The sequence below is a fragment of the Pseudomonas sp. BGI-2 genome, assembly GCF_004310295.1.
In the GTDB taxonomy this organism is placed as follows: Bacteria; Pseudomonadota; Gammaproteobacteria; order Pseudomonadales; family Pseudomonadaceae; genus Aquipseudomonas.
In genome coordinates, this window is sequence record NZ_SISB01000015.1 from 1 (window position 1) to 19,035 (window position 19,035).

Sequence of the window (19,035 nt, forward strand, 5' to 3'; positions counted from 1 at the left end):
CTCTACAGACAAGGTCAGGAGCAAATCCTGCCTTCAGGAGCGATCGGCCTCCCCCAGAAACGCACTTGCTGTTGTATGAATCCTTAAGCGTAACCTCTCTCGTTGGAATCAGGGTCAACATACAAGGAGCGAGGCTTGCCCGCGAAGGGGACTTCAAATCAGCGCTGAACCACCTGAATGGTGTTCTTCTCTTTCGGCAGAACCCGCTTGGCAACCACGTAGTGGCTTTCCCAGTACGGTTTCTTCAGGGTGTCAATGGTCACCGACTTGCCACGACGTGGTGCGTGGATGAATCGGTCGTTGCCCAGGTAGATGGCAACGTGATTGACTCGACGGCTCTTGATGTTGAAGAAGATCAGGTCGCCTGGCTTCAGATCGTTGCGATCGACTTTCTCGCCATGACCGCTGGCCATGGCATTGGACGTGCGTGGCAGATCAAACGTGGCGTCGTTGAACGCGTATTTCACCAGGCCGCTGCAATCGAACCCTTTACTTGGGCTGCTGCCGCCCCAACGGTAAGGTGTACCGAGGACATTGACCGCGCGACTCAGCACGTTGCTGCTTTCCTTGGTCGCCATTGGCGGAACAAGGCTGCTTTTGCTGACCAGCTGTGGAACACGTTTTTCGGATTTCTTGTTTTTGCTCGAAGGAGCAGAAACATGGGATTTTTGGGTGTAACCATTAACGTTTGGAAGACGTTGCTCACGATTGGTGGCGTGGGCGGCCAGTGGCATCAAAAGGCAAATGGTTAGCCATGTCTTGAAAAATGGACGCATTAGGCAAGGCTCATATGGGTTGGCGCGCAACTTTATAACAGCTTTTTTTGACGTTCCGAGGCCGTTGGTCGATTCAACTTGGAGGCAACGGAACCAAATAAGCGGCAAATGGACGCAATTGTCTGACAGAAGTCAGGTGGTATAAGGCTTTGACGGAACCCACGTTAACATTTGCCATACGTCGGCAACCTGTAAAAAAGTCACAAAGAATTCAAGAATATTTATCTATCGTGTGAATCGAGGTCCTTCATGAACACCTATCAACAGGCCGGCCCGCAGCAAGACACGCACAGCAAAATGATCGGCTATCTGCTGTGGATTTTTGGTTTTACCGGGGCTCACCGCTTCTATTACGGCAAGCCGGTGACCGGGACGATCTGGTTTTTCACCTTCGGTTTGCTCGGCATTGGCTGGCTGATCGACCTGTTCCTGATCCCGGCCATGGACCGTGAAGCGGACCTGCGTTTCACCGCCGGACCCATCGAGTACAACGTTGCGTGGATTCTGCTGACGTTTCTCGGGGTATTCGGCGTACACCGGATGTATCAAGGGAAGTGGATCAGCGGGTTGCTGTACCTGGTGACGGGTGGGTTGTTCTTTCTGGGGGTTTTGTATGACTTCTGGACGCTGAATGACCAGGTTTCTGTGCGTAACGCCCAGAACAGAGGAACCTTCCAGTAAGCCATCGCGAGCAGGCTCGCTCCCACAGTGGATCTCCAGTGAACACAATATCTGTGCTCGCCAAAGATCAAATGTGGGAGCGAGCCTGCTCGCGATTGCAGGCAACTCGGTCTTAAGCCTGGTGGCTAATCCGCCCATCCACCAGGGTGTAACGCACGACGCCTGGCAGGCTATGCCCAATGAACGGGCAGTTCTCACCTTTGGATAACCAGGTGTCACCGGCCACGGTCGAAGCCGCCGGATCAAACAGCACGATGTCCGCCGGCCCACCTACGGCCAACTTGCCCGCTGGTAGTCGCAACGCCTCGGCAGGTCCGGTGCTGAGTCGTGCCAACAGCGTCGGCAGATCCAGCAACCCATCCTCCACCAGCGTCATCGCCAATGGCAGCAACAGTTCAACACTGCTGATCCCCGGCTCGGTTGCGCCAAACGGTGCCAGTTTGGCGTCCCGTTCGTGCGGCTGGTGATGGCTGGAAATCGCCGAAATCACGCCCGACTTCACCGCTGCACGCAAGCCATCGCGGTCGGCGCGGGTGCGCAGCGGCGGCTGGACGTGATAGAGGCTGCTGAAGTCGATCAGCGCTTCGTCGGTCAGGATCAGTTGATAAAGCGCCACATCGGCGGTCACCGGCAAGCCGCGGGCCTGAGCCTGAGCGATCAGGGCCACGCCGCGAGCGCTGGTGAGCTGGCTGAAGTGCGCACGCACGCCACTTTGCTCGACCAGCAGCAGGTCCCGGGCCAGGGCCACGGTTTCAGCGGTTTCCGGAATGCCCGGCAAGCCGAGGAAACTCGCGGTCGGGCCTTCGTGGGCCAGGCCACCTTCGGCCAGGTCGTGGTCCTGAGAGTTGAAAATCACCGTCAGGTCGAATGTTGCGGCGTATTCCAGCGCCCGGCACAGCGTGCGGGTGTTGCGGAAACTGTCGAGGCCGTTGCCGAAGGCCACGCAACCGGCATCGCGCAAGGCGACCAGTTCGGCGAGCTGTTCGCCTTCCAGGCCTTTGCTCAGGGCGCCAATCGGGAAGACTTTGGTGTTGCCGGCTTCGCGGGCACGGTCGAGGATCAGTTCGGCCACGGCCGAGGTGTCCAGTACCGGTTTGGTTTTCGGCGGGCAGCACAGGCTGGTCACGCCACCGGCCGCGGCGGCGCGGGTTTCACTGACGATAGAGCCTTTGCGGCTGTAACCCGGCTCACGCAGGGCGACGTTCAGGTCAACCAGGCCAGGAGCGGCCACCAGGCCTTTGGCGTCGAGGGTGTCGACGGGCACAAAGCCGGCGGGCGCGGCGCCAAGGGCGACGATTTTGCAGGCTTCAATATGAATGTCGATGACTTTATCCAGGCCAGTGGCTGGATCGATAACACGGGCGCCGAGAATGCTGAGCTTCACTGGGCGTTCTCCTGCTCGAATTGGCGCTGGGCTGTCTGCCCGCTCATGGCCATGGACAACACGGCCATACGAATCGCGATGCCGTAGGTAACCTGGTTGAGGATCACCGAGTGCGGGCCGTCGGCCACCGCCGACTCAATCTCCACTCCACGGTTGATCGGCCCCGGGTGCATGACGATGCAATCCGGTTTGGCCCCGGCCAGGCGCGCAGTAGTCAGGCCGAACAGGCGGTAGAACTCGCCCTCGCTCGGCAGCAGGCCGCCGGTCATGCGCTCGCGTTGCAGGCGCAGCATGATCACCACGTCGACGTCTTTCAGGCCTTCGGTCATGTCGGTGTAAACCTTCACGCCGTATTGCTCGATGCCGATCGGCAGCAGGGTTTTCGGTGCGATGACGCGGATGTCCGGGCAACCGAGGGTTTTCAGCGCCAGCATGTTCGAGCGCGCCACCCGTGAATGCAGGATGTCGCCGACGATGGCCACCGAGAGGTTTTCGAAGCTGCCCTTGTGCCGACGAATCGTCAGCATGTCGAGCATTCCCTGGGTCGGGTGCGCGTGACGGCCGTCGCCGCCGTTGATGATCGCCACTTGCGGGCAGACATGTTCGGCGATGAAGTGCGCCGCGCCGGAATCACCGTGACGCACGACGAACATGTCAGCGGCCATGGCTTCAAGGTTGCGCAGGGTGTCGAGCAGGGTTTCACCCTTGCTTGCCGACGAGGTGGACACGTTCAGCGTGATCACGTCCGCCGACAACCGCTGGGCCGCCAGTTCGAAGGTGGTGCGGGTGCGGGTGGAGTTCTCGAAGAACACGTTGCACACGGTCTTGCCGCGCAGCAACGGGACTTTTTTCACCGCCCGGGCGCCGACTTCGAGGAACGAGTCGGCGGTGTCGAGGATTTCCGTCAGCAGCTCGCGGCGCAAACCGTCGAGCGAGAGGAAGTGGCGCAGCTGGCCCTGATCATTGAGCTGCAGCGGGCGCTTGGTTTCTAGAGGCGTCATCGCGAGGGGGACTCTCAATAGGGCGAATTAAAGGGCGAGGTCTTGCAGTTCGAGCTTGAGTTCCGGGCCGGACAGTTTCACCCGCTCGTGGGCTGCAAGCGCCAGCGTCGCACCGACTACATTCGGGCGGATCGGCAGCTCGCCGGCGTCCAGGTCCAGCAGGCACACCAGCGTCACGCTGGCCGGGCGGCCGTAGTCGAACAGTTCATTCATCGCGGCGCGAATGGTGCGGCCGCTCATCAGTACGTCGTCGATAAGCACCAGGTCCTGGCCTTCGATCTCGAACGGCAGCGCGGATGGGCGCACTTGCGGGTGCAGGCCGTTCTGGCTGAAGTCATCGCGGTAGAAGGACACGTCCAGAGTGCCGAGCGGCGAATCGCTGCCCAGTTCTTCGAGCAACGCCTGGGCGACCCAGACACCGCCGGTACGAATGCCGATGTAGCGCGGTTCGCTGATGCCACGGTGTTCCAGATGTGCCTTGAGACGGATCGCCATCTGGCTGATCAGTTCGGCGGGATTGGGCAGGCTCATGGTTGCTCCTTCTTGGGCCCGAGCCGGGTGGTGCTGGAGGTGGCTCGGGTTGTCGCTATAGAGAGTCGCTTGTTACGGCTCTTCAGGATTCGAACAGTGCGGTGTTTTCGTCGAGCCAGCCTTGCAGCAGCAGGGCGGCGGCGATGGCATCGACCGGGTTGTCGCGGTAGCTGCCCTTTTGTCCGCCGCGATCACGCCGTTCACCCTTGGCTTCGAAGGTGGTCAGGCGCTCGTCGTGGGTATAGAAGGGCAGGTTGTAGCGGCCATTGAGGCGGCGGGCGAATTTCTCCGCGCGCAGGCACATGTCGCTCGGCGTGCCGTCCATGTTCAGCGGCAGGCCGACGACCACAGCATCAGGCTTCCACTCTTTAATGAGGGCTTCGACCTGATTCCAGTCGGGAACGCCGTTTTGCGCTTTCAAGGTACACAGCTCGCGGGCCTGGCCGGTAATCACCTGGCCGACCGCAACGCCGATCTGTTTGGTGCCGTAGTCGAAACCCAAAATAAGGCGCAGGGCCATCAGGCGTGCCCCGCCTGGCTGGTGAGCAGGCTGAGATTGACCCCGAGGAGCTTGGCCGCCGCTTCCAGGCGCAACTCGCTGCTGGTGTTGAACAGGATGTCGGCTTCGAACGGGCAGGTCAGCCAGGCATTCTGAGCCAGTTCGGCTTCGAGCTGCCCGGCTTCCCAGCCGGCGTAACCGAGGGCGATCACGCTTTTGGCCGGGCCAACGCCGTCAGCGATGGCGAACAGCACGTCTTGGGAGGTGGACAAGGAAAGGTCGCCTTCCAGATCAACGGTTGCCTGAAAGGTCTTGCCCGAAGGGTGCAGGACAAAACCGCGATCGGTCTGCACCGGGCCGCCGATAAAGATCGGCACATGCTGGCAGAGCACGGGCGGTTCGATGTCGGGGCGCAATTGCTCGAGGATATCGGCCAGATTCAGGTCTTGCGGCCGGTTGACCACCAGCCCCATGGCACCATTGGCCGTGTGCTCGACGATGTAGGTCAAGGTGTGCGCAAAGTTCGGGTCGGCCATGTGAGGCATGGCGATCAGGAAGTGATGCTTGAGGTAGCTGGGGCTGACGTTCTTCATGAGCGCTAGTGTGGCGTTGGAGGGGCGAACTGACAAGCTGGGGATGCACAGGAAATACCTGCGCGGGTGTCTTTTTGATTTGGGTTTGCTTGAGGGCCTCTTCGCGGGCAAGCCTCGCTCCTACAGGTCATGCGCCATTTTCGCGAAACATACAAAATCTGTAGGAGCGAGGCTTGCCCGCGAAGGCGTCGGCTCAGTCAATACAAATCAATCGGTCAATTACTGGACAACCGGTCGCCGCGCGCGAATTTCCACGTGCGGATGATTTCCAGTCGGTCTATATCCGACAAATCCCCGGTAAACGGCGAAAACGGTGCCGCCAGCCGCACGATGCGCTGGGCGGCCTGATCCAGCAGCGGTTGCCCGGATGACTCGAGCACCAGCACTTCATACAGCGAGCCGTCGCGGTTGATCGAGACCATCAGGCGCAAATTGCCGTAGATCTGCTTGCGACGCGCTTCGTCGGGGTAATTCAGGTTGCCGATGCGCTCGACCTTCTTGCGCCACTCGTCCTTATACCAGGCGCCCTTGTCGCGCATGGTCGACGCGGCGCTCAGTCGGTGGATGCGCGGGCGCTTGGCGTACAGCTGTTGTTCGTTGGCCAGTTCCGCTTCCAGGCTGGCGATGTCGCTGGACAGCTGCTCGGTGTCGAACGTCGGCGCCGCCACGGCAGGTTTGGTGAGTGGCTTGACCTCTTCGTTCTTCGCCGGGGCTTTTTTCGGCTTCGGCGCCACGGTGGTCACGGCAGCCTTGGGCGGCGCTTCCTGCACTTGCGGCTTGGCGGCCGGCGGTGGCGTGACTTTTTGCACTTTGTTGTCCTGAAACGGCGCGACCTCGGTGGTCTTGGGAATCGCCTTTTTATCCAGGGTGCCGCTGCCTTCCTGATTTTCCTGGGCAAGGAAATCAGCTTTCGCAGGCTTCTTTTCGCTTTTGAAGGTGGCGAGGGTGATTTCCAGGGTTTTGCTGATCTGCTGGGGTTCGACCATCGTAAAGCCGACGCCCAACAGCAAGGCCAGGTGAATCAACGCCGCGAGAAACAGGGTAAATCCGAGGCGATCGGCCGGGCGCACGCCACGATGGGCGAGTTCAGCGGGCAGATCGGACGGGAGAGTCATGACAAAAGAACCAACATCGCGTTTTTCACGGGCCGCGCATGATAACGCAATGTTGGATTCATCTGAGGGTCTGTTGACGTTTGGTAGCGGCCGCGACGGAGGCCCACTGGATGCAGGGCAAGGCGCGAGGAACGCGGTTTGGTTGTTTCAAATAAGTTCCGAGTAACGCAGCCCTGCATCCAGTGGGCCCCGTCCCTTCGGGTTGCGTGCCAAACTGCGCGAGGCTGCGTTGCAGGATTTGCCAAGGGAACAACCATTGGCGGCATCCCGCGCCTTGCCTCGCGCAGTTTGGCCCAGCAACGCGGCTCGCTACCAAACGTCAACAGACCCTCCTGTTCTATATCAACGAGCCTTGAGCTTCTGATCGATGGCATCCATCAGCAGGCCACCGATGTCGGTGCCGAACGCGTTATCAATCTCGCGAATGCAGGTCGGGCTGGTGACGTTGATTTCGGTCAGGTGCTCACCAATCACGTCCAGGCCCACGAACAGCAGGCCTTTCTCGCGCAGGGTCGGGCCGACCTGTGCAGCGATCCAGCGATCCTTGTCGCTGAGCGGGCGAGCTTCGCCGCGACCACCAGCGGCGAGGTTGCCACGGGTTTCGCCAGCGGCAGGAATCCGCGCCAGGCAGTAATCCACCGGCTCGCCGTCGATCATCAGGATGCGTTTGTCGCCGTCCTTGATCGCCGGCAGGTAGGCCTGGCCCATGATCTGCTGGGTGCCCAGCGCGGTCAGGGTTTCCAGAATCACCGACAGGTTCGGATCGCCCGCGCGATGACGGAAGATCGAGGTGCCGCCCATGCCGTCCAGCGGCTTGAGGATCACGTCGCCGTGCTTGGCGGCGAATTCACGCAGCACGTCGGCGCGGCGGCTGACCACGGTCGGCGGCGTGCACTGCGGGAACAGCGTGGCGAACAGCTTTTCGTTGCAGTCACGCAGGCTTTGCGGCTTGTTGACCACCAGCACGCCAGCGCGCTCGGCTTGCTCCAGCAGGTAAGTGGAGTAGACGAACTCCATGTCGAACGGCGGATCCTTGCGCATCAGGATCACGTCCAGATCGCTCAGCAGCGCGTCGGTCTCGGCTTCCAGTTCAAACCATTTTTCCGGGTTGGCGAAGACTTTCAGCGGACGCATCCGCGCACGGGCCTCGCCTTCACCCTGATACAAATCGCGCTGCTCCATATAGAACAGTTCCCAGCCGCGCTTCTGTGCGGCCAGCAGCATGGCCAGCGAGCTATCCTTTTTATAGGAGATGCTGGCAATAGGATCCATGACAATCCCGACGCGAACGCTCATGGGTTTTTCCTCGAATTTGGGGTGGCTTAACAGCTATCAAAAAGTGGCGTCAGAGTGGCGCTCAGTGTGTTCCCGGTCAAGGAAAAACCACCGTGCCAGTCGCCCGATAGATTGCATTTGGAGACTGTGCTAAAAAGGCTGCCATATCGTTCTGGCCCTTAAACATCAAGGGTTTCGAGGCTCCGGTTATCGGAAATGGACAATTTGATTCGCAAAGGCGACGGCAGAGCATTTATGGACCAGCATTCCAGCGCCTTGAAGGTCATGGTGATCGACGATTCGAAGACGATTCGTCGCACCGCCGAAACGCTGTTGAAGAACGTGGGTTGTGAGGTCATCACGGCCATCGACGGTTTCGATGCCCTGGCGAAGATTGCCGACAATCACCCCGGCATCATCTTTGTCGACATCATGATGCCGCGCCTGGATGGCTATCAGACCTGCGCGTTGATCAAGAACAACAGTGCGTTCAAGTCCACGCCAGTGATTATGCTGTCGTCCAAGGACGGGCTGTTCGACAAGGCCAAGGGGCGCATCGTCGGCTCCGACCAGTTTTTGACCAAGCCTTTCAGCAAGGAAGAGCTGCTGAACGCGATCCAGGCCCATGTACCGGGCTTCGCCGCCGTTTTGCCGCAGTAGGACACGCACAGTGACGCTCGGCCAGCGGGCCCGGCGTCGACAAGAATGGGGAAGACCATGGCACGTATTCTGATCGTCGATGATTCGCCGACCGAAATGTACAAACTGACCGGCATGCTGGAAAAGCACGGTCATGAAGTGTTGAAAGCCGAAAACGGCGCTGACGGCGTGGCCTTGGCCCGCCAGGAAAAACCTGACGCCGTGCTGATGGACATCGTCATGCCCGGCCTCAACGGTTTCCAGGCGACCCGCCAGTTGACCAAAGACCCGGACACCGGGCACATCCCGGTGATCATCATCACCACCAAGGATCAGGAAACCGACAAAGTCTGGGGCACGCGCCAGGGCGCGAAGGATTACCTGACCAAACCGGTCGACGAAGAGACCCTGATCAAAACCCTGAACAACGTGCTGGCCGGTTGATCGTCCGGCCATGACCGAGTCGCTGACGGCTTTCGAACTGCTGCTGCAGATCGACCAGCGCTGTCGTCTGCTGGCGGCGGATTTGCCGTCCCAGCCGACCCGACAGGACCGCTGGAGCGGCATCGGTTTTCGCCTGGGCGAGCACTGGTATGTCGCGCCCATGGGTGAAGTCAGCGAAGTCCTGCACGAACCGCGTTTCACCCAATTGCCGGGTGTCAAACCCTGGGTCAAGGGTGTGGCCAACCTGCGCGGGCGATTGCTGCCGATCATGGATTTGTGCGGCTTCTTCGGTCATGAACAGTCGACCCTGCGTAAACAGCGGCGGGTGTTGGTGGTGGAACACGGCGAAGTGTTTGCCGGGTTGATGGTCGACGAAGTCTTCGGCTTGCAGCACTTTGCCCAGGACAGTCTGGAGCCGGTATTGATGGCCGATCTGCACGGGCCGATTTCAGCGTTCGTCAAAGGCCGGTTTCAGCGTGAGCAGAGCTGGCAGGTGTTCAGTCCGTTTACGTTGGCGCAGTCGCAAAGCTTTATGCATGTAGCGTTGTAATCAAGGCGACATGCAACTTTATAGGAGCGAGGCTTGCCCGCGAAGCAGGCGACGCGGAGTTACAGAAAAACCGCGTTTTCGTTCTTCGCGGGCAAGCCTCGCTCCTACAAGAGCGTCGTTGAATTGGGCAGTACAGGCGAGGACCGATGATAAAAACAAAGACAGGCAAGCCAGAAGGATCGCGCAGCCGCTCGCAGATCATCGTGCTGTTCATCGCGCTGATCATCTTCATCATGCTGCTGTTCGCCAACTTCGCTTACCTCAACACTCAAGCCACGTACGACAAACAGTACATCGGCCACGCCGGCGAGTTGCGCGTGCTGTCCCAACGCATCGCCAAAAACGCCACCGAAGCCGCTGCCGGCAAGGCTGCCGCGTTCAAGCTGCTGAGCGATGCACGCAACGACTTCGCCCAGCGTTGGGGTTATCTGAAGAAAGGCGATCCGGCCACCGGCCTGCCGCCGGCACCGTCCACCGTGCGCCCGGAAATGCGCGCCGTGCAGCTCGACTGGGAACGCTTGCTGAAAAACACCGACGCGATCCTCTCCAGCGAACAGACCGTACTGTCGCTGCATCAGGTCGCCGCGACGCTGGCTGAAACCGTGCCGCAGTTGCAGGTCGAATACGAAAAAGTCGTCGAAATCCTCTTGCAGCGCGGTGCTCCGGCCGGTCAGGTCGCCATGGCCCAGCGTCAGTCGCTGTTGGCCGAACGCATTCTGGGCGCGGTGAATACTGTGCTGTCCGGCGATGAAAACTCGCAGCAGGCCGCCGACGCTTTCGGTCGTGACGCCGCGCGATTCGGTCAGGTGCTCAACGGCATGCTCCAGGGCAATGCGTCGCTGCGGGTCAGCCAGGTCGAAGACCGCGATGCTCGCGCCCGGTTGACCGAGATTTCCGAACTGTTCGAATTCGTCTCCGGCTCTGTTGATGAGATCCTCGAAACCTCGCCGGAGCTGTTCAAGGTTCGCGAATCGGCGAGCAACATTTTCACCTTGTCGCAAACCTTGCTCGACGAAGCCTCGCACCTGGCCACCGGGTTCGAAAACCTGGCCGGCGGACGCGACACCGACACCATCGGCGGCTATGTGCTGGGCCTGCTGGCGCTGATGTCGATCATCCTCATCGGCCTGGTGATGGTTCGCGAAACCAATCGCCAGCTGCGCGAAACCGCCGAGAAGAACGAGCGTAACCAGAACGCGATCATGCGCCTGCTCGACGAGATCGAAGACCTGGCCGACGGCGACCTGACCGTGACCGCCTCGGTGACCGAAGACTTCACCGGGACCATCGCCGATTCGATCAACTATTCCGTCGATCAACTGCGCGACCTGGTGGCAACCATCAACCTCACCGCCGGCCAGGTCGCCGCCGCCGTGCAGGAAACCCAGGCCACCGCCATGCACCTGGCCCAGGCTTCGGAGCATCAGGCGCAACAGATCAGCGAAGCCTCCACGGCGATCAACGACATGGCCCAGTCCATCGACCAGGTCTCGGCGAACGCTGCCGAGTCCTCGGCGGTGGCCGAGCGTTCGGTGGAGATCGCCAACAAGGGCAACGAGGTGGTGCACAACACCATCCACGGCATGGACAACATTCGCGAGCAGATTCAGGACACCGCCAAGCGGATCAAGCGTCTGGGTGAGTCCTCGCAGGAAATCGGCGACATTGTCAGCCTGATCGATGACATTGCCGACCAGACCAACATCCTCGCGCTCAACGCGGCGATTCAGGCCTCGATGGCCGGCGACGCCGGGCGCGGTTTTGCGGTGGTGGCTGACGAAGTGCAGCGGCTGGCCGAGCGTTCGTCCGCCGCCACCCGGCAGATCGAAACCCTGGTGCGGGCGATTCAGACCGACACCAACGAAGCCGTGATTTCCATGGAGCAAACCACCACCGAAGTGGTGCGCGGCGCGCGTCTGGCGCAGGATGCCGGAGTGGCCCTGGAAGAAATCGAAGGGGTATCGAAGACCCTGGCGGCGCTGATCCAGAGCATTTCCAACGCAGCGCAGCAGCAGACGTCTTCGGCCGGTCAAATTTCCCTGACGATGAATGTGATCCAGCAGATCACCACGCAGACGTCATCGGGCTCCACCGCCACCGCCGAGAGCATCGGCAACCTGGCGAAAATGGCCAGTCAGCTACGGCGATCGGTGTCCGGTTTCACCTTGCCGGCGGCCAAGGCGCAAGCTGTGGATAAAGTGTGAAGGCCCGCAGGCGTTTGCGTTTTTTTGAGTAGAGCAGTGATTTGGAGTGGTTATGGGTGATCGGCACGACTATGTGGCCCTTGAGTGGGTCAAAGGCGTGATTGCCGAAACGCTGAAAGTGGCTCATCAAGCAATCGAAACCCTGCTTGATGACCCTCAGGCGACGCACGCCCTGAGCGATTGCCTGGCGTGCATCCATCAGGTTCACGGCAGCTTGCAGATGGTCGAATTCTACGGCGCGGCCCTGCTCGCCGAAGAAATGGAACAACTGGCCACCGCCTTGCAGCAGAACCGCGTCAGCCATCGCGACGAGGCGCTTCACCTGTTACTGCAAGCCATCGGGCAACTGCCGATCTACCTCGACCGGGTGCAAGGTGCGCGCCGTGACCTGCCCTTGGTGGTGCTGCCGTTGATCAACGACTTGCGCAGTGCCCGGGGCGAAAGCCTGTTGTCGGAAACCAGTCTGTTCAGCCCGCAATTGCTCGACCTGCCGGCGCTGGACGAAGAGTTGCTGGCATTGCTTGAACCGGCAGATTTACCCACTGTGCTGCGCAAGTTGCGGCAGATGCTGCAAATGGCCTTGGTCGGATTGCTGCGCGAGCAGGATGACGACACTAACCTCGGTTATCTGACCAAGGTTTTTTCACACCTTGAAGGGCTGTGCGGCAACGCGCCCTTGAGCCCGTTGTGGCAAGTTGCCTCGGCGCTGGTCGAAGGCATGCGCGGTGGCTCGATTGCCAACAGCCCCGCGCTGCGCAGCCTGTTCAAGGATGCCGACAAAGAACTCAAACGCCTGCTCGAACAGGGCATACGCGGCATCAATCAGCCGGCACCGCCGGAGTTGCTCAAGAGTTTGCTGTTCTACATTGCCAAGGCCGAACACCCCACCGGGCAGATGCTGACCATGAAAGATCGTTACTCACTGGACGACGCGCTGCCTGACAGCGCAATGGTCGACGAAGAACGCGTCCGCCTGGCCGGTCCTGACCGTGACGCCATGCGCTCGGTGCTGGCCGCGCTCTGTGAGGAGCTGGTGCGGGTCAAGGAGCGCCTCGATCTGTTCGTGCGCAGTGACCGCCAGCACACCTCAGACCTCGAAACCCTGTTGGCGCCGCTGCGGCAAATCGCCGACACCCTGGCGGTGCTGGGTTTCGGCCAGCCGCGCAAAGTCATCATCGATCAACTGGCGGTGGTGCTGAGCCTTGCTCAGGGCCAGCGCGAACCCAACGACGCCATTCTCATGGACGTCGCCGGGGCCTTGCTCTACGTCGAAGCGACGCTGGCCGGCATGGTCGGCACCGTTGAGCCGGAGAGCCAGGAAGAAAGTCACCTGCCGACCACCGACCTGACGCAGATCCATCAGATCGTGATCAAGGAAGCGCGCATCTGCCTGCAACAGGCCAAGGACATGATCGTCGACTACATCGACGCCGACTGGGACCGCCGGCATTTGCAGGCATTGCCGGCGTTGCTGACCCAAGTGCGCGGCGCGCTGTCGATGATTCCGTTAAACCGTGCGGCGAGCCTGATCGAAACCTGCAACCACTTCATTCGCGAGCATCTGCTGCTGGACCCGGACCAGCCCGGCTGGCAGGAACTGGACAGCCTGGCTGACGTCATCACCAGCATCGAGTACTACCTGGAACGTCTCAGCGACGACCCCGAGGCACCGGGCGAACAATTGCTCGACGTGGCGGAAAAAAGCCTGGCCTCACTCGGGTTTTTCCCCAGCGAACAGCATGTGCCGATGCTTGAGGATGTGCTCAGCCCGAGTGAAGCCCAGGTGATGCAGGGCCTTCAGGAACTCGATGATCCGGATACCGTCCAGTCGCTGGCCGATGTTTTGGCCAGCCCAGTGTCTTCGGTCAATCCGCCAGCCCTGACCACCCCGGGCAGCCTGCTGCCACCGCCCGCCGGCGAAGAACCGGTGGACGATGAACTGCGGGAAGTCTTCCTCGAAGAAACTGATGAGGTCCTGGATATCCTCCGGGAATATTTGCCGCGCTGGGCGGCCACTCCCGGCGATGTACCCGCCTTGAGTGAACTGCGCCGGGCGTTCCACACCTTGAAAGGCAGTGGCCGGATGGTCCGTGCGCTGGTGCTGGGCGAGCTGGCGTGGGCGGTGGAAAACCTGCTCAACCGGGTGCTGGAACACAGTGTTGCGCCTGGGGCGGCGGTGCAACAATTGCTCGGCGATGCACTGAACCTGCTGCCGGAGCTGGTGGCCGAATACGCCGCCAATGCCCAGCGACAGCGCAACGACGTCGACCAATTGGCCGCTCGCGCCCATGCCCTCGCCAAGGGCGATACGCCTGCCAGCGATGAAGATACTCAGGACGTCGCGGCACTCGATCCGCTGTTGCTGGAGATCTTCCGCAAGGAAGCCGAGACCCATCTCGCCAGCCTCAACCGCTTCCTCGATCAAGCCGCCGAGCATGTGCCGCTGCAGGCCAGCGACGAGTTGCAACGGGCGTTGCACACCTTGAAAGGCAGCGCCTCGATGGCCGGCGTCTTGCCAATCGCCGAGCTGGCGACGCCGCTGGATCAACTCGCCCGTGAGTACAAGGCGCACCTGATCGCCCTCGACCTCGACGAAGTCGAACTGCTGCTGGAAGCCGAAGGTCTGTTCCGCCTCGGGTTGCGGCAACTCAAGGGTGATCCGCTGGCCGAAATTCCGGGCGCTCATTCGTTGATTGAGCGCACCAAGGCGCTGCTTGCCGAGCGTCTGGACGCGCTCTTGAAAGCGCCGAACACCGCGCTGCGGACCAAGCGCGATCCGCAGCTGATCAACAATTTCCTGGCCCAGGGCATGGACATCCTGCTGGACGCCGAAAGCCTGTTGCAGCGCTGGCAGCAGCACCCCGGCGAGCGTCAGGAACTCAGCGCGTTGCTGGACGAATTGACCACGTTGGGCGAAGGCGCACACCTCGCCGATCTGCACCCGGTGGATGAACTTTGCGAAGCGTTGCTCGACCTGTACGGCGCGGTCGAAGAAAGCAGCCTGGCGGTCAGCGACCGGTTTTTTCACGAGGCGCAAAGTGCCCACGAAGCGCTGATCAACATGCTCGACGAACTCGCCGCCGGCCAGGAAGTCAGCCCGCAACCGGAACGCATCCGGGCCTTGCGCGGCTTGCTGGATGAAAGCCTGGATCCGTCGTCCATGGGCCTGATCCGCAGCGACGGCAGCCGTACCCTGAGCATCCGGGAACTGGGCAGCGCCACCGCGGAACTGGAACAGACCGCGACCCAGGTCGAGCTGGACGATGAGATCGTTTCGATCTTCCTCGAAGAAGCCGTGGATATCCTTGAGAGCGCCGGCCAGGCCCTGCAGCGCTGGCTGAGCGACCCGGAAAACGCCGCGCCGCTGTCGTCCTTGCAGCGCGATTTGCACACCCTCAAGGGTGGTGCGCGGATGGCCGAGGTCGAGCCGGTCGGCGACCTGGCCCATGAATTGGAAAGTCTTTACGAAGGCCTGGTGGACCGCCGTTACAGCCACAGCGAAACCTTGGCGCAGCTGCTGCAACAGAGCCATGACCGCCTCGCGGTGCTGCTTGAACAGCTTCAAAACCAGCACGTCCTGGGTGCCCCGAACGAGCTGATCGAGGCGATTCGCGAGTTCCGTCAGGGCAACGCCAACACCGCCGAAGTGGCGGAACCCGCGCCGGCCAATGACTCGCCGGGGCATGATCCCGAATTGCTGGACATCTTCCTTGAGGAAGGTTTCGACATCATCGAAAACTCCGGCGCGGCCCTCGTGCGCTGGCAAGCCGAGCCGTCGAACCGCCAGGAAGTGGAAACCCTGTTGCGCGACTTGCACACGCTCAAGGGTGGCGCGCGGATGGTGGAAATTGCCCCCATCGGCGACCTCGCCCATGAGCTGGAATTTCTCTACGAAGGCCTCTCCGCAGGCGTGCTGCAACCGACTCCCGCGCTGTTCGCGCTGCTGCAAAGCAGTCACGACCGACTGGCACAAATGCTCGATGCCACCCGCGCCGGTCAGCCCTTGCCGCCGGCCGATCGGTTGATCGACGCGATCAAGAACTTCAGTCATCCCGCCGTTCTCGATACGCCAGTGGTGCTGCCCACCGCGCCGAAACCGGACACGCCCGTGCCGCAAGCCGAAGCGGGCGCCGACATGGTCAAGGTCTCGGCAGAGCTGCTCGATGATCTGGTCAATCTGGCCGGTGAAACGTCGATCTTCCGTGGCCGTATCGAGCAACAGGTCAACGATGCGCGGGTGGCCCTGAGCGAGATGGAAACCACCATCGAACGCATGCGCGATCAATTGCGGCGACTCGATACCGAAACCCAGGGACGGATTCTCAGCCGCCAGCAAGTCGAAGCCGAACGTCTGGGCTACGAAGAATTCGATCCGCTGGAAATGGACCGTCACTCGCAGTTGCAGCAGTTGTCGCGGGCGCTGTTCGAATCCGCCTCCGACCTGCTCGACCTCAAGGAAACCCTCGACCGCCGCAATCAGGACGCGGAAAACCTGCTGCAACAGCAGGGCCGGATCAACACCGAGTTGCAGGAAGGCTTGATGCGTACGCGCATGGTGCCTTTCGAACGAATGCTGCCGCGCTTGAAACGCATCGTCCGCCAGGTCTCCAGTGAGCTGGGCAAAGACGTCGAGTTTGTGGTCGGCAACGCCGAAGGCGAGATGGATCGCAACGTGCTCGAACGCATGGCGGCACCGCTGGAGCACATGCTGCGCAACGCCGTGGACCACGGTCTGGAATCGGCCGAGGTGCGTATCGCGGCGGGCAAACCGGCTCAGGGTCGGATCACGCTCGACCTGTCCCGCGAGGGCGGCGACATCATTTTCGACATCCGCGACGACGGCGCGGGCGTGCCGCTGGACGCTGTACGGCGCAAGGCGATCAAGCGCGGCTTGCTGGCCCCTGACGCCGATATCAGCGACCGCGAAGTGCTGCAATTCATCCTGCAACCGGGGTTCTCCACCGCCGAGAAAATCACCCAGATCTCCGGGCGTGGCGTGGGCATGGACGTGGTTCACGAAGAAGTCCGGCAGCTCGGTGGCACCATGGTCATCGACTCGACACCGGGGCAGGGCGTGCACTTCCGCATTCGCCTGCCGTTTACCGTGTCGGTCAACCGCGCGCTGATGGTGCAATGCCTGGAGGATCAATACGCGATCCCGCTGAACACCATCGATGGCATCGTTCGCGTGTTGCCCAACGAACTTGAAGGGCATTACCGGCTCGATCCGCCGACCTACGAATACGCCGGACAGCGTTACGAACTGTGCTACCTCGGCGAGCTGCTGAAAACCAGCACCCGCCCGAAACTGTTGGGCCAGAGCCTGCCGCTGCCGGTATTGCTGGTGCAATGCAACGAGCGGCATATCGCCGTGCAGGTTGACTCCATGGCCGGCACTCGGGAGATCGTGGTCAAAAGCCTCGGCCCGCAGTTTGCGTCGGTGCAGGGGCTGTCCGGGGCGACGATTCTTGGCGATGGCCGGGTGGTGCTGATTCTCGACTTGCTGGCGCCAATCCGCGCCATGCAGGCGCAGGTGCCGCAGCGCACGCAGACCCAGGACGCGGAGGTCGAGCCGCATAAACCGCTGCTGGTGTTGGTGGTCGACGATTCGGTCACCGTCCGCAAGGTCACCAGCCGTCTGCTGGAACGCCACGGCATGAACGTGCTGACCGCCAAGGACGGGGTCGACGCCATGCTGCTGCTCGAAGAACACATGCCCGACCTGATGCTGCTGGACATCGAAATGCCGCGCATGGACGGTTTCGAAGTGGCGACCCAAGTGCGCAGTGACGAACGTTTGCAGCACTTGCCGATCATCATGATCACCTCCCGCACCGGCCAGAAACACCGCGACCGCGCCATGGCCATCGGCGTCAACGACTACCTCGGCAAGCCGTACCAGGAATCGGTGCTGCTCGACAGCATCGCCCTGTGGAGCAAAACCCATGCTTGATCCCCATTTTTACCAGCGCACCAACAATCTGACCGGCCTGCTGTTGCCGTTGGCTGACCGCAATCTGATTCTGCCCAACGTGGCGGTGGCGGAGTTGATCGACTATCAACCGGGGGCGTTCGATCTGGACACGCCACCGTGGTATCTGGGGTTGGTGAAGTGGCGGGATCGGCAGATTCCATTGCTGAGTTTCGAGTCGGCGTGCGGCAGTAAAATCGTCATCGGCGAGCGGGCGCGGATCGTGATTCTCAATGCCCTTGGTGGGCGCCCGGAGCTGAAGTTCATTGCGCTACTGGTGCAGGGGATTCCACGGTCGTACAAGCTCGACAGTCAGTTGAGTTATGTGGATGTGCCGCTGTGTTCGCTGGAACAGGCGGCGGTGCAGGTGGGGGAGCAAGTGGCCAAAGTGCCTGACTTGCTGGCGCTGGAGGAGTTGCTTGTTACAGCAGGGTTAGCCCACTGATCGTTCCCACGCTCCGCGTGGGAATGCCTCTTCGGACGCTCCGCGTTCGGCTGTTGAAGGGACGCAGAGCGTCCCGGGCTGCATTCCCACGCAGAGCGTGGGAACGATCATGACCTGACGGCTAAACCTTGGCCTGAGCCCGCAGCTGCATCTGCAACGACTCATGGTGATCCAGCGCCCGCTCCACCAACAACTGCACACCATCGGCCATTCGACTGAGCGCCAGGGCTACCGAGCGGCGTGATCCTTCAACATCGTCCGCCAGATCGGCCGCAATGGCGCTGATGGACAGCAAGTCTTCAGAGGCGTTGGCCAGCAGGGCTTCGGTATCGATATCGGGGGAGACGCTGAAGAGGTGATGTTTGCGGCGCTTGCCCGGTTTTTCATGGGGTGGGAAGTAGTAGGAAAAGACGCGGTCGGCGGCTTCCTTGAGTTTTTCGGCTTCGAGGGTTGCTTCGGAACCGGTGTCGGATTCCGGCGGATTGGGAGTTGGTTTGAACATAGTGAAGCTCCATTTAATGAGTTTCAGCTGCTCCATCGGGTTCCAATCGAAGGGGTGGCAGCTGTACGCGGGTTGGAACCCGGGCAAACGGACAAAACCCGACAGACTCTAAGGTCTCCCGCGCACAGCCGCCATAACGGAGTGCACCCATTAAAGGTGCGCAAGCATACGTTATGGAAGGCGTTTTTGCCTCGTTAACACCACGGGGTTCCAATCCCGGTCGCTGAATTGGCAGCGACCCATAAACGATAAAGATCTACACCAAAGCGCACCAGTCAGCGGCTTCCGGCATTGCTGTAGGCCGCGACGCCAGACGGCGTAGCCTCTCACCGTTCCTGCGGACAAATGTTTAAACACAAATCCCCATTCGGCTCGCGACAGGTTGAAGATTCCCAAAAAGGGACCTATCGTTCCCTTTTTGGGAC

Annotated in this window: 16 protein-coding genes; 7 read left to right on the forward strand and 9 right to left on the reverse strand. The window is 61.0% G+C overall.

The genetic code is table 11. From position 1 onward, the window contains the following. Window positions 1–158 precede the first annotated feature (158 nt). Window positions 159–776 (reverse strand): C40 family peptidase, encoded by a 618-nt coding sequence (locus EYC95_RS12135; RefSeq protein ID WP_131060570.1) that lies wholly within the window; start codon window positions 774–776, stop codon window positions 159–161. A gap of 249 nt (window positions 777–1,025) precedes the next feature. Between EYC95_RS12135 and EYC95_RS12140 the strand changes: the two genes are divergently transcribed. Further along, the gene (locus tag EYC95_RS12140; protein WP_131060571.1) at window positions 1,026–1,457 is read left to right on the forward strand and encodes a TM2 domain-containing protein; all 432 of its coding nucleotides are present in this window, start codon (window positions 1,026–1,028) and stop codon (window positions 1,455–1,457) included. Window positions 1,458–1,569: 112 nt separating this feature from the next. Here the strand turns inward: EYC95_RS12140 and EYC95_RS12145 are convergent, their stop codons facing one another. The 7 genes from EYC95_RS12145 to gshB form a co-directional block, all read right to left on the reverse strand. Next, window positions 1,570–2,841, reverse strand: coding sequence for a dihydroorotase (locus EYC95_RS12145; RefSeq protein ID WP_131060572.1), 1,272 nt, complete (start codon window positions 2,839–2,841; stop codon window positions 1,570–1,572). Continuing rightward, on the reverse strand, window positions 2,838–3,842 hold the full coding sequence (locus tag EYC95_RS12150; RefSeq protein ID WP_131060573.1) for an aspartate carbamoyltransferase catalytic subunit: 1,005 nt from the start codon (window positions 3,840–3,842) through the stop codon (window positions 2,838–2,840). The genes EYC95_RS12145 and EYC95_RS12150 overlap by 4 nt, the downstream gene beginning before the upstream one ends. Before the next feature lie 27 nt (window positions 3,843–3,869). Next, window positions 3,870–4,373 (reverse strand): bifunctional pyr operon transcriptional regulator/uracil phosphoribosyltransferase PyrR, encoded by a 504-nt coding sequence (gene pyrR, locus EYC95_RS12155; RefSeq protein WP_131060574.1) that lies wholly within the window; start codon window positions 4,371–4,373, stop codon window positions 3,870–3,872. An 82-nt stretch (window positions 4,374–4,455) separates the two neighbouring features. Continuing rightward, window positions 4,456–4,893 carry a Holliday junction resolvase RuvX gene (ruvX, locus tag EYC95_RS12160; RefSeq protein WP_003195067.1) on the reverse strand — a complete coding sequence of 146 codons (438 nt, stop codon included), beginning with the start codon at window positions 4,891–4,893 and terminating at the stop codon, window positions 4,456–4,458. Next, the gene (locus EYC95_RS12165) at window positions 4,893–5,465 is read right to left on the reverse strand and encodes a YqgE/AlgH family protein (RefSeq protein WP_131060575.1); all 573 of its coding nucleotides are present in this window, start codon (window positions 5,463–5,465) and stop codon (window positions 4,893–4,895) included. The genes ruvX and EYC95_RS12165 overlap by 1 nt, the downstream gene beginning before the upstream one ends. Before the next feature lie 215 nt (window positions 5,466–5,680). After that, on the reverse strand, window positions 5,681–6,580 hold the full coding sequence (locus EYC95_RS12175; protein WP_131060577.1) for an energy transducer TonB: 900 nt from the start codon (window positions 6,578–6,580) through the stop codon (window positions 5,681–5,683). A gap of 342 nt (window positions 6,581–6,922) precedes the next feature. After that, the gene (gene gshB, locus EYC95_RS12180) at window positions 6,923–7,876 is read right to left on the reverse strand and encodes a glutathione synthase (protein ID WP_131060578.1); all 954 of its coding nucleotides are present in this window, start codon (window positions 7,874–7,876) and stop codon (window positions 6,923–6,925) included. A gap of 234 nt (window positions 7,877–8,110) precedes the next feature. Here gshB and pilG point away from each other — a divergent pair, with 234 nt between their 5' ends. The 6 genes from pilG to EYC95_RS12215 all read left to right on the forward strand — a co-directional run bounded on the left by pilG (window position 8,111) and on the right by EYC95_RS12215 (window position 18,108). Further along, window positions 8,111–8,515 carry a twitching motility response regulator PilG gene (gene pilG, locus EYC95_RS12185; RefSeq protein WP_027926573.1) on the forward strand — a complete coding sequence of 135 codons (405 nt, stop codon included), beginning with the start codon at window positions 8,111–8,113 and terminating at the stop codon, window positions 8,513–8,515. Window positions 8,516–8,572: 57 nt separating this feature from the next. Further along, a complete protein-coding gene (gene pilH, locus EYC95_RS12190) occupies window positions 8,573–8,938 on the forward strand; it encodes a twitching motility response regulator PilH (protein WP_027926574.1) in 366 nt (121 codons plus the stop codon). Between the two features lie 10 nt (window positions 8,939–8,948). Next, the gene (locus tag EYC95_RS12195; RefSeq protein ID WP_131060579.1) at window positions 8,949–9,488 is read left to right on the forward strand and encodes a chemotaxis protein CheW; all 540 of its coding nucleotides are present in this window, start codon (window positions 8,949–8,951) and stop codon (window positions 9,486–9,488) included. Window positions 9,489–9,634: 146 nt separating this feature from the next. After that, window positions 9,635–11,692 carry a methyl-accepting chemotaxis protein gene (locus EYC95_RS12205; RefSeq protein ID WP_131060580.1) on the forward strand — a complete coding sequence of 686 codons (2,058 nt, stop codon included), beginning with the start codon at window positions 9,635–9,637 and terminating at the stop codon, window positions 11,690–11,692. 52 nt (window positions 11,693–11,744) lie between these two features. Then, window positions 11,745–17,645, forward strand: coding sequence for an Hpt domain-containing protein (locus EYC95_RS12210; RefSeq protein ID WP_131060581.1), 5,901 nt, complete (start codon window positions 11,745–11,747; stop codon window positions 17,643–17,645). Beyond that, window positions 17,638–18,108, forward strand: a complete 471-nt coding sequence (locus EYC95_RS12215; RefSeq protein WP_131060582.1) for a chemotaxis protein CheW — start codon at window positions 17,638–17,640, stop codon at window positions 18,106–18,108. Before EYC95_RS12210 ends, EYC95_RS12215 begins: the two co-directional genes overlap by 8 nt. A gap of 121 nt (window positions 18,109–18,229) precedes the next feature. Here the strand turns inward: EYC95_RS12215 and EYC95_RS12220 are convergent, their stop codons facing one another. Then, window positions 18,230–18,610 carry a DUF6124 family protein gene (locus tag EYC95_RS12220; RefSeq protein ID WP_131060583.1) on the reverse strand — a complete coding sequence of 127 codons (381 nt, stop codon included), beginning with the start codon at window positions 18,608–18,610 and terminating at the stop codon, window positions 18,230–18,232. Between the last annotated feature and the right edge of the window lie 425 nt (window positions 18,611–19,035).